Annotated in this window: 17 protein-coding genes; 13 read left to right on the top strand and 4 right to left on the bottom strand. The window is 71.4% G+C overall.

The genetic code is table 11. From position 1 onward, the window contains the following. Positions 1–150 precede the first annotated feature (150 nt). Positions 151–855, bottom strand: a complete 705-nt coding sequence (locus tag ACWGJB_RS36075) for a TetR/AcrR family transcriptional regulator (RefSeq protein ID WP_453384260.1) — start codon at positions 853–855, stop codon at positions 151–153. A 205-nt stretch (positions 856–1,060) separates the two neighbouring features. On the opposite strand from ACWGJB_RS36075, the gene ACWGJB_RS36070 reads away from it, so the two are divergent. Next, positions 1,061–1,435, top strand: a complete 375-nt coding sequence (locus ACWGJB_RS36070; RefSeq protein WP_453384259.1) for a ferredoxin — start codon at positions 1,061–1,063, stop codon at positions 1,433–1,435. A gap of 46 nt (positions 1,436–1,481) precedes the next feature. Next, positions 1,482–1,796: a hypothetical protein gene (locus tag ACWGJB_RS36065; protein ID WP_453384258.1), complete on the top strand. Its 315-nt coding sequence runs from the start codon at positions 1,482–1,484 to the stop codon at positions 1,794–1,796. A gap of 83 nt (positions 1,797–1,879) precedes the next feature. On the opposite strand, the gene ACWGJB_RS36060 is transcribed toward ACWGJB_RS36065, so the two are convergent. Both ACWGJB_RS36060 and ACWGJB_RS36055 read right to left on the bottom strand, forming a co-directional pair. Beyond that, entirely contained in the window at positions 1,880–2,953 is a 1,074-nt protein-coding gene (locus ACWGJB_RS36060) for an alkene reductase (RefSeq protein WP_453384257.1), read from the bottom strand. A gap of 314 nt (positions 2,954–3,267) precedes the next feature. Further along, positions 3,268–3,933: a TetR/AcrR family transcriptional regulator gene (locus ACWGJB_RS36055; RefSeq protein WP_453384256.1), complete on the bottom strand. Its 666-nt coding sequence runs from the start codon at positions 3,931–3,933 to the stop codon at positions 3,268–3,270. Positions 3,934–4,190: 257 nt separating this feature from the next. Here ACWGJB_RS36055 and ACWGJB_RS36050 point away from each other — a divergent pair, with 257 nt between their 5' ends. After that, positions 4,191–4,976, top strand: a complete 786-nt coding sequence (locus ACWGJB_RS36050; RefSeq protein WP_453384255.1) for an SDR family NAD(P)-dependent oxidoreductase — start codon at positions 4,191–4,193, stop codon at positions 4,974–4,976. A 125-nt stretch (positions 4,977–5,101) separates the two neighbouring features. Further along, positions 5,102–6,232 carry an ABC transporter permease gene (locus ACWGJB_RS36045; protein WP_453384254.1) on the top strand — a complete coding sequence of 377 codons (1,131 nt, stop codon included), beginning with the start codon at positions 5,102–5,104 and terminating at the stop codon, positions 6,230–6,232. Positions 6,233–6,295: 63 nt separating this feature from the next. Here ACWGJB_RS36045 and ACWGJB_RS36040 read toward each other — a convergent pair whose 3' ends face one another. After that, a complete protein-coding gene (locus ACWGJB_RS36040) occupies positions 6,296–6,796 on the bottom strand; it encodes a MarR family winged helix-turn-helix transcriptional regulator (protein ID WP_453384253.1) in 501 nt (166 codons plus the stop codon). 139 nt (positions 6,797–6,935) lie between these two features. Here ACWGJB_RS36040 and ACWGJB_RS36035 point away from each other — a divergent pair, with 139 nt between their 5' ends. From ACWGJB_RS36035 to ACWGJB_RS35995, 9 genes are all read left to right on the top strand, one after another. Then, a complete protein-coding gene (locus tag ACWGJB_RS36035) occupies positions 6,936–7,277 on the top strand; it encodes a Glu/Leu/Phe/Val dehydrogenase dimerization domain-containing protein (protein ID WP_453384252.1) in 342 nt (113 codons plus the stop codon). A gap of 60 nt (positions 7,278–7,337) precedes the next feature. Further along, on the top strand, positions 7,338–8,147 hold the full coding sequence (locus ACWGJB_RS36030; RefSeq protein ID WP_453384251.1) for a hypothetical protein: 810 nt from the start codon (positions 7,338–7,340) through the stop codon (positions 8,145–8,147). Then, positions 8,147–8,341 carry a hypothetical protein gene (locus ACWGJB_RS36025; RefSeq protein ID WP_453384250.1) on the top strand — a complete coding sequence of 65 codons (195 nt, stop codon included), beginning with the start codon at positions 8,147–8,149 and terminating at the stop codon, positions 8,339–8,341. The genes ACWGJB_RS36030 and ACWGJB_RS36025 overlap by 1 nt, the downstream gene beginning before the upstream one ends. A 75-nt stretch (positions 8,342–8,416) precedes the next feature. Further along, positions 8,417–8,845, top strand: a complete 429-nt coding sequence (locus ACWGJB_RS36020) for a VOC family protein (protein WP_453384249.1) — start codon at positions 8,417–8,419, stop codon at positions 8,843–8,845. A gap of 425 nt (positions 8,846–9,270) precedes the next feature. Next, positions 9,271–9,594, top strand: a complete 324-nt coding sequence (locus ACWGJB_RS36015) for a WXG100 family type VII secretion target (protein WP_453384248.1) — start codon at positions 9,271–9,273, stop codon at positions 9,592–9,594. Between the two features lie 244 nt (positions 9,595–9,838). Then, on the top strand, positions 9,839–10,369 hold the full coding sequence (locus tag ACWGJB_RS36010; protein WP_453384247.1) for a glycosyltransferase: 531 nt from the start codon (positions 9,839–9,841) through the stop codon (positions 10,367–10,369). Between the two features lie 317 nt (positions 10,370–10,686). Beyond that, positions 10,687–11,865, top strand: a complete 1,179-nt coding sequence (locus tag ACWGJB_RS36005) for an acyl-CoA dehydrogenase family protein (RefSeq protein ID WP_453384246.1) — start codon at positions 10,687–10,689, stop codon at positions 11,863–11,865. 9 nt (positions 11,866–11,874) lie between these two features. Further along, positions 11,875–12,720, top strand: coding sequence for an oxygenase MpaB family protein (locus ACWGJB_RS36000; protein WP_453384245.1), 846 nt, complete (start codon positions 11,875–11,877; stop codon positions 12,718–12,720). Positions 12,721–12,840: 120 nt separating this feature from the next. Continuing rightward, positions 12,841–15,075: a tetratricopeptide repeat protein gene (locus tag ACWGJB_RS35995; RefSeq protein ID WP_453384244.1), complete on the top strand. Its 2,235-nt coding sequence runs from the start codon at positions 12,841–12,843 to the stop codon at positions 15,073–15,075. Positions 15,076–15,164: the final 89 nt, after the last annotated feature.

Below are 15,164 nucleotides of genomic sequence, written 5' to 3'. Positions count from 1 at the left end.
CCGGGCGGGGGCGGGGCGCCCGGGGGCGGGTGTAACCCACCCCGCCCCGGCGTGGGCCCCCCGCCGTCGCGCGCGGGGGGGGGGGGGCCCCCCCCGCCCCCCGGGCCCCCGCTCGCTGTCGTGTTGCCCGGCGGCCTCACCCGCCGCGGCTCATGCCTCCTCCTGGCACTCGCGGCACTCCTCTTCGGGGCACTCGAGAGTGGTGAGGGTCTGGTCGACCTGCCGGGCGGTCAGCGGAGGCTCCGGCAGCTCATGGGTACACTGCGCACGGAACGCGTCAAGCATCAGGTGCAGGTGGCGGCGCCAGGCGTTGGGGGCGACGGCACGGGTGGCCTGGATGATGCCGGCCTGGGACCAGATCACGAAAGCGAGGTCTTCCGGGGTGACGTCGTCACGGAGGACGCCCTGCTCCTGCGCGTTGCGGAAGATCTGGGCGGCCCGTTCCTGTGTGCGCTCGAAGATTCCCCTGCCGAGCGCATGGACCGGCAGCCGGGCCGAGACCAGGTCGTTGAAGGCGCGGTCGCAGGCCTGCAGTTGACAGAGCTTCTCCAGGTAGTGGCAGAACCCTGCCCAGGTGTCGTCCATGCCCGCGGCCTCTTCGGCCGCGGCCAGTAGATCCGTGAACTTCGCGGTGAAAAGCTCTTCGACCAGGTCGAGCCTGCGGGGGAAGTGCCGGTAGAGCGTCCCGATCGCGACGCCCGCCTCGCGGGCAACACCCTCCAGGGACGCGTCCAGCCCCTGCTCGGCGAAGGCCTTGCGGGCGGCGGCCACGATCGCGTCCCTGTTGCGCTGCGCATCACGGCGCAGTGCCTTGGCCGGTGCCTGAGGCGCGGACAGGACGTGCTGCTGACTCATGCGTCCAGACTAACATGAGGGGCCCCTCGAATTCGGGATGTGGCCATGCTCACGCCACGCAAGCGGTCTCAGCGGAACCGGAAGGCGGCCTCGGGCTGCACGGCGCCTTTCGAACCGGAAGACACCGGCAGCCCGAAAATGGGGCTGACGCCCCTGTCGTTCTCGGAGGCGGTTTGCCGGTCCGGGGCTCGGCAACCCGGGGTGCATGACGTCGACGACTTCTCAACAGGAGCTGTACGGATACCTTGAGGATCGTTTCGCCTGCGCGCAGGCCTGTACGGAATGTGCTCGACTGTGTGCGCTGGGCGCCAGCGTGCTCGATCCGGAGGGCTCGGTCGAGCTGGAGCGGGTACGCCGTACGGGCATCATGTGCGCCGAGGTGTGCGACGCGACCTGCCGGGCGCTGACCGAGGAGAACGTCCAGGACGAGGCCGGTCTGCGCGTCCAGCTGGAGTGGTGCCGGACGATCTGCCTCCAGTGCGCCCAGACCTTCGACAGTCGGCCCGGCGCCGAGAAGAGCGCGGCCGCGTGCCGGGCATGCGCCGCGGCCTGTACGGAGTTCATGGCGGTGATGGCCTGAACGGCCTAGCCTTTCCGCGGGGTGTCACCGCCGACGGGGAGCCGAGATGCCATCGCCTGAGACGCCGTTACGCCGACGGCTGACCGTCGGCACCGTCCTGGGCGGCGCTGCCTTCACCGTCCTGCTGGCGTTCCTGAACTTAGTCACCGGCGTCTACACCTGGCTGGCCTTCGCACCGCCCCGGGCGTTCCCGTTCGACAATCTCGTCGCCGGCTACATCGCCTGCCTCCTGGCGCCCCTGACCGCTCTGGTCACGCTGATCCCGGTGGGCAAGCGCTGGTTGAGCATCTGGTTTCTCGCCCCGCCCGCGGCGTTCTTGGCGACGGTACTGGGTCGGCTTGTGTACGTCCTCGCCGGCTAGGCCGGGGGCTCTCCCGCGCCGCGACGCCCTGGGGGCAGCCGGTTGGGCGCCGCGGGGTGCCGGTCGTGGTGCCGGGTCCGGGGTCAGTCGAGGGTCGGGTAGTCGGTGTAACCGGTGTGGTCGCCGCCGAAGCTGGTGGCGCGGTCGGGGGCGTTGTAGGGGCCGCCCCGGGCGAGGCGGGCGGGCAGGTCCGGGTTGGCGAGGAAGAGGGCGCCGTAGGCGATGAGGTCGGCGGTGCCGTCATCGAGCAGCGTCAGTGCGCCCGGGCCGGTGGGCTCCATGCCCGTGAAGGGGTTGAGGATGAACGTGGTGGGCCAGGCCTTGCGCAGGCGCAGGGTCAGGTCGCGGATCTCGGGGGCTTCCATCTGGTGGAGGTAGGCGAGGTTCAGGGGAGCGAGGGCGTCGACGAGGGTGGTGTAGGTGGCGTCGACATCGGTGCGGTCGCTCTCGTCGATGTCGTTGTACGGGTTGCCGGGGGAGATGCGGAAGCCGGTCCGGTGGGCGCCGATGGCCTCGGCAACCGCCTTGGCGGTCTCGACGGCGAACCGGATCCGGCCCTCGGGGCTGCCGCCCCATGCGTCAGTACGGGTGTTGGAGTTCGGCGCGAGGAACTGGTGGATGAGGTAGCCGTTGGCGCCGTGCAGTTCCACGCCGTCGAAGCCTGCCTCGACGGCGTTGCGGGCCGCGTCGGCGTAGTCCGCGATCGTGTCCCGGATCTCTTCCTTGGCGAGCTCCTTCGGCGTGACGAAATCCTGCGGACCGGCGTGGGTGTAGACCTGGCCCGCAGCCTTTACGGCGGAGGGGCCGACGGGGGTGCGGCCCATCAGGGACGGGTGGCTGACGCGGCCGGTGTGCATCAACTGGAGGTAGATGACGCCGCCTTGGGCGTGGACGGCGTCGGTGACCTTGCGCCAGCCGGCGACCTGCTCGGCGGAGTGGATGCCGGGAGTGTCGGGGTAGCCCTGGCCGATCACCGACGGCTGGGTGCCCTCCGTGACGATCACGCCGGCCCCGGCGCGCTGGGCGTAGTACTCGGCCATCAGATCGGTCGGGGTGTTGCCCTCGCCGTAGGCGCGGGAGCGGGTCATCGGCGCCATCACGATCCGGTTGGCGAGGCGCCTGCCGCCGAGTTCGGTCGCTTCGAAGGCCTTCGGCATGATCATCATCCTTGGTTCACGGGAACACCTGCCGCTGAGGGCGGCCGCTTGCGGACAGGGCTCGGCGTGTGACGGTCCGCCCCTGTCCGAGCCATTTACTGTCCGAACAAGTAAACTCACTGTCGCTTCCAGAAGTGGTGTTGTGATGTGGGTCACTTGCGGGGGTGGTGGGGGCTGTGCTGCGACCCTGAGAAGGCATCTGACCTTGGAGTTTCCATGCGCCTGAGGGTCTTGCTCGCGCAGGGTGTCGGAATCTCTTCCGACGTGCGAGAAATAAATGGTCGGCAAATGTTACCGGCGGCCGTGCGGGTGGCTCAGTCGCTCTCTGTGCTCGTGTGGAGATGGACGGTGATGTCCTGATGTGTCGGGGAGGGCGGCAGTGGACGGGGGTCGTTCGGGCGCAGGCCGTCCACGAAGATGCGCACATGGCGGGTGGCCAGGGCCTTGGCCTGTTCCGTGGGCAGGTACGGCATGGGGCGGCAGACCAGCGCCCCGGTGGTGATCAGGTCCATGTGCGTGACATCGGATCGGATCGCGCCCCGGGAGCGGGCGTGGCTGAGTACCTCGTCCAGGAGCGGCGCGATCCGGCCCTGGAGTTCGACCGCGTCGGGGCTGGTGGCGACCGGCCCGCCGATCAGGGGGAGTACAAGCGTGTCCCGTTCGTCGACCAGGTGGAGCAGGAACCCCTCGACGGCCGCCAAGGGGTCCTGCTCGGCGGTGTCCAGGGCGCGGCGAGCGGCCTCGGCCACCGTGGCGAACCCGTCGAGGACGACCTGCTGGACGAGGGCCTCCCGATCGGGGAAGCGGCGGTAGAGCGTGGCGATGTTCACGCCGGCGCGGCGGGCGATCTCGTCCAGGGGGGCGGCGGTGCCCAGTTCACGGAAGGCGGTGCGGGCGGCGGCGAGGATCTGCGCCCGGTTGCGGGCCGCGTCCGCGCGCAGCCGTGGTCTGCCGCTGTCGCCAGGGGTGCGGGAAGCCACCGTGTGCCCGTCCTTTCTCGGCCGCGCCGACCGGCCGTGATCATCGCGGGTCGACGCGTCGAGGTTACGTCAGTCGGATTCTCGTGAGGCGATAAGCGAAGGATTTCCTGCGCTTGATGTTACGGTGGGCATGCCGTCGTAGACCGACGACGTCCGGACGCACACGCCCGGGCGCGGTGCACGCTCCCGTCGGGTCAGGGCGCCGCGGCCGTTGCCCACAGAGACAGTCGGCGACGTTTCCTTGGAGAAGAGCAGTGGTGTCATCCGCGCAGAAGGCACGATTCGAAGGCAAGGTGGCGGTCGTCACCGGGGGCAGCCGTGGCATCGGCGCCGCGGTCGCCAGGCGCCTGGTCCAGGAGGGTGCGGCGGTGGCCATCGGCTACCGGGGCAACCAGGAGGCCGCGGCCGCCCTGGTCGCCGAACTCGGTGACGGCGGCGGTCGGGCCGTCGCCGTCCAGGCCGACGTCGCCGACCCGGAGCAGACCGGAGCGCTGATCGAGCGGGCGGTCGCCGAGTTCGGCCGGCTGGACGTGCTCGCGTCCTGTGCCGGTATCGAGCACTTCGACGCGCTGGAGAAGATCACGCCGGCCGACTTCGACCGTGTTTTCGCGGTCAACACACGCGGGCAGCTGTTCGCGGTCCAGCACGCCGTCGCCCACCTGGGCGAGGGCGGCCGGATCGTGCTGACCTCGTCGGTGAGCGCGTCCAAGGCGTTCTTCGGGCACACGCTGTACGCCGCGAGCAAGGCGGCGGTGGAGTCGATGGTCCTGAACCTGTCCGCGGAACTCGGACGCAAGGGCATCGCCATCAACGCCATCGCTCCGGGCGGCACCGCCACGGACATGGCGCGCGAGAACGGCGCGAGCTATCTCCACCCCGACCTGGCCGGGAAGCAGGACCTGTCCGAGTGGCTGAAGGTCGGCGTCGCGCTGCGGCGGCTGGCTGAGCCTTCCGAGGTCGCCGCCGCATACGCCTTCCTCGCCTCCGCCGACGCGGCCTACATGACCGGCCGCACGCTGCAGCTCGACGGCGGGATGTTCTAGGACGGCGGGATGTTCTGGACGGACAGTCCGAAGAAACGGCAACGGCGAACCCGCCCCACACCCCGACCATCAGCGGCAGGCCACGAAGCCCCAGCGCCCCGCCCGACCCCGGAAAGCTCTCGCCCATGCACCACGGCATACAGCCCTCTGTCAGCGTGCCGCCCCAGGCGGCCCCGTACCCCCCGGGTGCCGACCCCGCCGTCGATCACGTCCGGCACGCCAGGCACGCGCTGGTCGACTCCGAACCCGGGCTGCCCGCCCCGGTGCTCGCGGCGGCCGCCGGCGCCCGGAAGGCGGTACTCGTGCCGGTGCTCACCGCGCTGGCGATAGGCACCGTGTTCGTCGCCGTGTACCTCGCGGCCTTCCACTCCCCGACGGCCCGTCACCAGCCGGTCGGCATCGCCGCCTCCGACAAGGTGGCCGCGCACACCGAACTCGCCCTCAACAACGCGGCCCCGGACGGGTACACCTTCTACCGCTACCCGGATGCCGCGGCCGCCCGCCGGGCGGTCACCCACGACCAGGTTCCGGCCGCCCTGGTCGCCGACGGCCGGGGCACGCGCCTGCTGGTCGCCGGCGCGCAGGGGCCGTCCACGGTGTCCAGCCTCGCCACGGCGCTGACCACCGCGGTCGGCAAGCCGGTTCCCGTCAAGGACGTACTGCCCCTGGCGGCGGGGGACTCCCGCGGACTGTCGGTGTTCTACGCCGCCTTCGGCGTCGTGCTCGCCGGCTTCCTCTTCGCCGTCTCCTCCTACCAGATAGCGCCACGCCTGGGGCTGGCCGTCCGCGTCGCCTCGATGCTGGTCTTCGCCGCCGCCTCCGGCTTGATGGTGGCACTGATCGGGCACAGCGCCCTGAGCGCGCTGCCCGCCCCGTTCGCGGTGGTCGCCCTCGTGGTGGGCCTGCTGGCGTGGGCCGCCGCCGCGGCCGCCGGAGTGCTGCTTCGGGTGTTCGGGCCGCTCGGCATGCCGGTCGCCTCCGTGGTGCTGCTGATCCTCGGCAACGCCACCTCCGGCGGCATCCTGCCGGCCACCTTCCTGCCCGCCTGGCTCTCCCCGCTCGCCTCGGTCCTGCCGCCGGCCGCGGCGGTACGCGGACTCCGGGGCGCCGCCTACTTCCACGACGCGCATCTCACCGGCGCCGTGACGACCCTGGCCGCCTGGGGCCTGGGCTGCCTCACCCTCCAGTACGTACTGGACCGGGTCGCCGCCCGTCGTAAGCCGGCCGGTTCCGCGGACCTCGCGGTCGCACGCTGACGGCCCGTCACCCCGCCGTCGCAGACCGCCCGGCCTCGCCGCGGATGTCGGCCCCGATCCTGTTCAGGTCTGCTGCGACGTCGCGCGGGCGAGGCTCTCCTCGATGCGGTTCAGGACTTCGACGGCCTCGGCCTGCCGGGCCGGGGTCATGCCCTCGGCGACCCTGGCCTCCAGGTCCGTCCAGACCTGCTCCACCTCACCGCGCAGGGCGTTGCCGGCCGCCGTGGGCTCGATGATGGAGACCCGTTTGTCGGTGGCGCTGGGGTGCCGGCGGACGAAGCCCGCGTTCTCCAGCCGCCTGACGGTACGGGTCATGGTGGCGGCGTCGGAGCCGAGCAGCCGGACGAGGTCGGTCTGCCGCTGCGGGCCCCGGTCCCACAGCTGCATCATGACCAGTTCCTGGCCGGGGTGGAGCCCTACCCGGCGCAGTAGCTGGCCGGCCAGCATGCGGTGCAGACGGGCCACGCGGAGGATCGCGTGATTGAGCGTGCCGGCCGCTACGGAATCCGGCATGTGTACGTCCGCCGGTGCCGTGGTCCCGGCGCTGGGCTCCGGCTGGCTCATGGGGTTCCTCGCGTGACCTGTGCGGTTGATCGAACAGGGAGAGGCTACCGCGAAGCGGTTCCCCAAGAGGGGCGCCGGCCATGCCCCGGAATAGGGGACTGCCCAGTGATCCACGGCCGGAACTACCGTCGGAGCGCGCGTGAGTGGCCGCTTCCGGGTCTTCCACGACCGCCAGTGGCGCGCTCCGTGGTCACTCCTCATCGGCTTTCCTTCCCTAGGAGCCCATCGCCGTGAACAGCGGTCTTCTCACCCCGCCCGCGGCCGGTGCCGGCGGCGCGGCGACCCGACCCCCCGAAGCGTCACTCACCTGGAGGAGGTCAGGGAGCTGGCGGCGGCGATGAGCGTGAAGGAGGCGCTGCACTACGACCCCACGGGCCGCTACCTCCCCATGGGCGGCGCAAAGGGCGGGATCGACTGCGACCCGCTCAGCAGCGAGGCGCGCGGTGTGCTCTCCCGCTTCCTCGCCTTCATCCGGCCGTAACTGGAGAACAACTGCGCGACCGGTGACGACCCCGGTACCACCACGGAACTCATCGAAGAGGTGCTCGGCGAGCTGGGCGTGGACGGCTGCATCGCCCCGGTCGTGCGCACCCTCGACGACCCCCCGGCGGCGCGGAAACGATTCGCCGACGCGTTCGCCGTCGAGGTCGACGGCATCGGACTCGCCGAACTGGTCGGCGGCTGCGGGGTCGCGGAGGCGGTGCTCACGCTCCTGGACCGGGACGGTGTCTCCCGGACGTCCGCCACCGCCGTCATCCAGGGCTTCGGCGCCATGGGCGGCTCCACGGCCCGCTTCCTGCACGAGGCGGGGATCCGGGTGGCCGGGATCTCGGACGTCCACGGCACCGTCGCCAACCCGCGCGGCCTGGCCGTCGACGACATGCTGCGCCACCGCCGGGCGTACGGCGCCATCGACCGCAGCCGGCTCGGTCCGGACGACGTCCTGCTGGAGCGGGACGCCTGCCTGTCGCTCGCGGCCGACGTGCTGGTCCCCGCCGCGACCTCCTACACCGTCCACGAGGCCAACCAGGACCGGGTCGCGGCCCGCTACATCGTGGAGGCGGCGAACCTGCCCGTGACCGCGGGCGCGGAGGAGATGCTCCGCGCCCGCGGCCGCGTCGTGGTACCCGACGTCGTCGCCAACTCGGGCACCAACGCCTGGTGGTGGGTGCTCTACGGCGATGTCGCCCCGACCGCCGACTCCTCCCTGTCCAAGGTCCGGGGAGCCCTGCGCGACCTGGTGACGGAGACGCTGAAGCTCGCCGAGGACGCGGTGTGCACGCCCCGCCAGGCGGCCTGCTACCTGGCCGACGCCAGACGCGATGTGCTGCTGAGCCGGACAGGTGCCTGATGGTCACCACACTGCTGGCCGCCGTGGCGGCGCTCGGCTGGGGCGCGGCGGACTACTGCGGCGCCAGGACCTCGCGGAACATACCGGCCGCGCGGGTCGTGTTCCTCTCCCAGGTGCTGTCCCTCCCGGTGATCGCCGTCTGGCTGGCGGCGATCCGATACCCGCCGCATGGCAGTCCCGTAACTGGTCTTTGACGTGAGGGTGGTTGGTCAGGGCTGGATCCTGGGGACCATCGGTGGGAGGCAGAGTCCCCCTGGTATGTTGCGCCGATGTCAGCGATCAAGAAGTTCCAAGTCACCTTTGACTGCGCAGAACCTGAGCGCCTGGCTCGCTTCTGGTGCGAGGTGTTGGGGTACGTCGTACCGCCGCCACCGGAGGGGTTTGCCACTTGGGACGACTACAAGGGCTCGTTGCCACCTGAGCAGCAGGATTCATGGTTCGCCTGCAGTGATCCCTCGGGGGTGGGCCCGCGACTGTACTTCCAGCGTGTTCCCGAGGGGAAGGCCGTCAAGAACCGGGTGCATCTTGACGTGCGGGTCGGCACCGGCCTCGTGGGCAAGGAGCGCCTTGCCGCACTTGAGGCCGAATGCGCACGACTGGTCCCGCTCGGGGCGGTACACGTGCGAACGCTGTACGACGGCAATGACGCGTGCATCCCGATGCTGGACATCGAGGGCAACGAGTTCTGTATCGACTGAGCATTCCGAGCAGGAGGGGTTGGAGGCCGCCCCCTTGGGCCGTTGGGGGGGCGCCTCCCTTGAGCCTCTCTGGCCGTGTACGGGGCGGGAGTTGTCCCGTGGGGGCGAGGTTGCGCAACCGGCCGACGACGGCGAGTTGGGTGTGCGAGCGACGGCCCGAGGCGGCCGATGATGCCGTTGGCGGCCGACTCGACACCCCTGACGGCAGGGTGAGCGGACGCAGCGCCCGGTCGGACACCCATCTGTCGTCACATCAAGTCCCTTGCGATGCCCGGAAGTTCTGGCATGCCTGCCGTCCTGCCGCCCCGCGCCGGGACGCCGTCCGCCGGGTCCCGGGGACACCGGAATGGGGATCTGTCGGCCTCTCGTTGCCGCTGCGACGCTGAACTGGACCGGTATCAGTCCACCCGGACAGGAGCTGTACGGTGACCGACTTCAAGGTGACACCGGAGCAGATCTCGCTGGCCGCGACGTCGTGCGACAGCACGGCGGCCGAGATCCAGGGGCAGCTCTCGGACCTCAAGACCTACGTGGTCAACATGGAGGGCTGGTGGCAGGGCATCGCCCAGGACACCTTCCAGGCCCTGATGCAGGAGTACGACATCTACTCCCGCATGCTCCACGACGCACTCACCGACATCGCCGGCGGGCTGCGCGGCAACTACGTCAACTACACCGACAGCGAGCAGCAGAACATCACCTCGATCAACAACATCGAGGCCGGGCTGCCGAGCGCCAACCTCAGCTGACTCGTCGTCAAATCAACGGCACCCGAAGGCCCCACTCGGCATCCGCCACCACCAGGGAGTGAATCATGGCAGGAAACGTCGACGGCGCGAACCTCATGGTCAAGGAGGAACTCGCCGGCTCGGGCACGCGCATCAACGGCGTCGCCCAGACCATCGCCGACGAACTCCACGACCTCATCAACAAGCTCCAGCCGGTCCTCGCCGGCGGGGACTGGAACGGCGCCGCTACCTGTCCCTGGGGTCTTTGGGGTCTCTGGACACCCGGCTCCTCCAGCACCTCGTGGACGTCGTGGCCCGCACCGGACACCGCACCGTTGTCTCCATGGGCCCCTGCCACCATGAGGTCACCCTCGGCCCGAACATGTACGGCGAGCCGTTCCTGCCGCAGCCCAGCGTGCTGCCCGACTGCGATCTCCTCATCACCCACGGCGGCAGCAACACCCTGGGCGAGGGGGTCACCGCGGGCCTGCCGATGATCGTCCTCCCGCTGTTCCGGGACCAGTACGACAACGCGCAACGCGTCGCCGACCTCGGCTTCGGCGTCCGGAAGGACACCTACGGCTTCGACCCCGACGCCCTGGTGGACACGATCGAGGACCTGCTCGCCGACGACGACCGCCGGCAACGCCTCGCGGAGGTCCGCGAGAACACCCGTCGCGCACCGGGCCGCGAGGCCGGCGGCACCCTGATCGCCGACCTCGCCGCCTCGCTGACCGGCTCCTCGCCCCCGCCGCGACGGCCGTCTCGACGGTCCCCGTCTCCTTCGCCTTCCTAGGTCCCGCCGGCTCCGGCACGGACCTGTCACACGTGCCGGCGCGCAGATCGCCCCCGCGCCCGTTCGGGGCGCGGCCCGTGGGCCCGCTCGTGGCCACCATCGGCATCGGGCCGGCCCGGTTCGCCGCGGTGTTCCTGGCCGGCTCCGTGTCGGTCCTCGCCCTGGCACCGAAGCGGGTCGCACGGACGTGGGCTGAGCCGGGCGCCACGGCTGACCGGAACGGGCCGGGTCGCGCACTCGCGTCGCCATTCCCAATTTCTGGAACACGTTCTACGGTGTGCGCCGTCAGGACCGCCCGTCGGGAGCCTGGAGGCGCCGTGCACCTCGACCACACGCCCGAGCAGCAGCGGCTGCGCACCGAACTGCGCGCCTACTTCGCCGGCCTGGTGCCGGACAACGCCTATGCCCGCTACGCCGACCCGGCCGCGCAGAAACGCTTCTACCGGGAGACGATCCGCCGGCTGGGCACGGACGGCTGGCTCGGCGTCGGCTGGCCGAAGGAGTACGGCGGCCGGGGCCTGACCGCCATGGAACAGTTCATCTTCTTCGACGAGGCCGCCCAGGCGGGCGTACCGCTCCCGCTGATGGCGCTGAACACGGTCGGCCCGACGATCATGCGGTACGGCACGGACGAACAGAAGGCGTACTTCCTGCCCCGCATCCTCTCCGGCGAAATCGACTTCGCCATCGGCTACAGCGAGCCAGACGCAGGCACCGACCTGGCCGCGCTGAAGACCCGGGCCGTACGGGACGGCGACGAGTACGTGGTCGACGGCCAGAAGATCTGGACCACCAACGGCGACACCGCCGACTGGGTCTGGCTGGCCACCCGCACCGACCCCGAGGCCCCGCCGCACAAGGGCATCACCATGCTCCTGGTGCCGACCTCCGACCCCGGCTACTCCTGCACCGTGATCAACACCCTCGCCTCGCACGACACCACCGCCAGCTACTACGAGAACATCCGCGTCCCCGTATCCCGCCGGGTCGGCGAGGAGAACCAGGGCTGGCGGCTGATCACCAACCAGCTCAACCACGAGCGGGTCACCCTCGCAGCCCACGGCACCATGGCGATCCGTGCCCTGCACGACGTCCAGCGCTGGGCCATGGAGACCAAGCTCGCCGACGGCCGCCGTGTCGTCGACCTGCCCTGGGTGCGCCGCAACCTCGCCCGCACCCACACCCGCCTCGACGCCATGAAGCTGCTGAACTGGCAGATGGTGACCGCCGTCCAGGAGGGCACCCTCACCCCGCACGACGCCTCCGCCGTCAAGGTCTACGGCTCGGAGGCCCGCCGCGACGCCTACGCCTGGCTGATGGAGATCGCCGGTGCGGCGGGCCCGCTGAAGGAGGGCTCGGCCGGCGCGGTCCTCCACGGCGACCTGGAACGTGGTTACCGCTCGGCGGTGATCTTCACCTTCGGCGGCGGCAACAACGAGATCCAGCGCGAGATCATCTCGTGGATCGGACTGGGGATGCCACGGGTCCGGCGTTAGTCTGCGGTCATGGGCGGCGACCCCGGGCTGTTCACCCCGGACTCCGTGACCTGGCAGGTGCACGGCGACCCGATGATGTGGGTCGCCGGTGTCCGCGCGCTCTACCTCCAGGCCCTGCACCCGCGCGCGGTGCGCGGCGTGATGGAGAACTCGGACTTCCGGCGCGACGCCTGGGGCCGGCTGATGCGCACCGCGAACTTCGTCGGCACCACGACCTACGGCACGACTGAGGCCGCCGAGCGGGCCGGGGCCCGGGTACGGAAGATCCACAGCCTGCTGGGCGCGACGGACCCGGACACCGGGGAGCGGTACGGCGTGGACGACCCCGCACTGCTGCTGTGGGTGCACTGCGCCGAGATCGACTCGTATCTGCACGTCCTGCGCCGCTCTGGTTTCCCCCTCACCGACGCCCAGGCCGACCGCTACCTCGCCGAACACCGGGTCAGCGCCCGCCTGGTGGGCCTCGACCCCGCCGCCGTACCGGCCGACCGGGCGGACATGGCGGCCTACTTCCACGAGGTACGGCCGCTCCTCGCCGCCGGAGCCGACGCACGCGCGGTGGACGACTTCCTGCTCCGCCCCCCGACGCACCCGCTCCTGATACCGGCGCGCGAGGTGTTGTGGCGGCGCGTGGCCCACCTGGCGTACGCCTCTCTGCCGCCGTACGCCCACGAGTTGTACGGCAGACCGGCCCCCGAACCCGCCGTCGTGACCCGGCGACTGCGCGCCACCGGCACCCTGCTGCGCGGTGTTCCCGCACGTCTGCGCTGGCAACTCCCGCCCAAACACATCCTGCGCGCCATGGCGAGGCTCGGCCCCGACGCACGCCCGGCACCGTACAAAGTCGGGCATTAGACCGCCATACTGGACGACCAGGGGAGTGTGTCACGGAACGGGCCGGTTCGGCGCGGCCACACCTTGACCGCGACCCCCTGGGGAGGGCGGGGCTGTAGCGACGGGGGGCGACGGCGCGCGATGGCTGACACCAGGCTGGTCCAGGGGCGGTACCGGCTGCTCGACCTGATCGGACGGGGCGGGATGGGCGAGGTGTGGCGGGCCCGCGACGAGTCCCTCGGCCGCCAGGTCGCCGTCAAGTGCCTCAAACCGCTGGGCCCGCACCACGACCAGGCGTTCACCCGCGTCCTGCGCGAACGGTTCCGCCGGGAGGCGAGAGTGGCCGCCGCCCTCTCCCACCGCGGGGTGACCGTCGTCCACGACTTCGGCGAGCACGACGGCATCCTCTACCTCGTGATGGAGCTGCTGGACGGCCGCAACCTCAGCCAGCTCATGGAGGACAACAAGCACCATCCGCTGCCCGTCGGCGACGTCGTCGACATCGCCGAGCAGGTCGCCGCCGCCCTCGCCTACACCCACCAACAGGGCATCGTGCACCGGGACCTGAAACCCGCCAACATCATGCGGCTCACCGACGGCACGGTGAAGCTCTGCGACTTCGGCATCGCCCGCCTCGGCCACGACATCGGCCTCACCTCCCGGCTGACCGGCACCGGCATCGCCATGGGCACCCCGCACTACATGTCACCCGAACAGATCGGCGGCACCGAGGTCGACCAGCGCAGCGACCTGTACTCCCTGGGCTGCGTGCTGTACGAGATCGCCACCGGGGCACCGCCGTTCGACCTCGCCGACGCCTGGGCGATCCTCATCGGCCACCGTGACACCCCGCCCGCTCCACCCCGCGACCGCCGCGCCGAGCTGCCGGGCTGGTTGGAGAAGGTCGTCCTGGACCTGCTGGCCAAGCGGCCCGAGCAACGGCCCTACGACGCCAAGGAGGTGGGCCGCCGGATCACCTCCGGGCGTACGACACCCACGTACGTCCCCACCGTCGTCACCGCGCAGCCCCGACTCGGGTCCCCGGAGACGGCGTTCCGCGAGCCCCGGCTGCCGTCCTGGACTCGCGGTATGACCACCGGCCACAAGGCGACCGGCACCGGCCTGCGCACCACCCCGCCCGACCCCGCGGCCGGGCTCACCGGCGAGTGGACGACCCGCCCGGGCGCCGGCCCCGCCGAACCCCTCCCCGCGGTCCCGGCCCCGGCCCCGGAGGCCATCACCGCGCTGGCCGGGCGGCACAACGCCGGGCTCAGCCTCGGCCGCCTCGGGCGCTGGGCCGAGGCCGGCGAGGTACATCGCGCGGTCGCCGCCGAGCGCGCCCGCCTCCTCGGCCCCGACCACCCGGACACCCTCGCCAGCCGATACGAGATCGCCTTCACCCTGAGCCGCACCGGGCACGCCGCCGACGCCCTGCGCGAGTACACCGAGGTCGCCCGTGCCCGGGAACGCGGGCTCGGGGCCGACCACCCCGACACCCTCGCCGTCCGCCAGGAAATGGCCTATGTCCTTGGTCAGTTGGGCCGCCACTTCGAAGCCCACCAGGCGTACACGGCCGTACTCGCCGTCCGGCAGCGGCTGATGGGTCCGGACCATCCCGACACCCTGCGCTGCCGCCACAACCTCGCCTTCAACCTCAGCAGACTGGGCCGGCTGGAGGACTCGTACCGCATGGCCCACGACGTGGCCGTCGCCCGCGCGCGCGTCCTCGGCCCACAGCACCCCGACACCCTGGTCACCCGCTACGAAGTCGCCTACGCGCTGGGTCAGTTGGGGCGCTGGGAAGAGGCCCTGCGGACCTACCGCGAGGTCGCCGAGGCACGCTCGCGGGCCCTCGGCCCCGACCACCCGGACACCCTCGCCGCCCGCTACGAGGTCGGCATCAGCCTCGGCCGCCTCGGCCGCAGCGCCGACGCGCTCACCCTCTACCGCGCCCTGATCGACGACCGTACCCGCGTCCAGGGCCCTGCCCACCCCGAGACCCTGCGCGCCCGCCACGGCCTCGGCGTCAACCTGGGCCGCCTCGCCCGCTGGGAGGAGGCCCTCGCGGAATCCCGGGACGTATGCGCCATCCGCGAACGCGTGCTCGGCCCCGACCACCCCGACACCCTGGTCAGCCGCCGCGAGGTCGCGGTCGGCCTGGGCTGGCTGGGCCGCTGGACGGACGCACTGACGGAGTACCGACGGGTGGCCACCGCCCGGGAGCGGGTCCTCGGCCCGGACCACCCGGACACCCTGGCCAGCCGAAACGACGAGGCGCACTGTCTGGAGCAATTGGGCAGAGGTGCCGAGGCGGTCGAGCTTTACCGACGCGTGGCGGTACTACGTCAACAGCAGGCATCGGGCGGACGCCTGTAGGACGAGCGCGCCCGTCAGGGGCGCGGGGCTGTGCCCATATACGGCTCCGCCGCGTGGGCGGGACAACCCCCGCAATCCGCACTGTCCGA

It is taken from the genome of Streptomyces sp. NPDC054813 (assembly GCF_053611365.1).
This window is presented reverse-complemented; position numbering and strand designations above follow the sequence as displayed.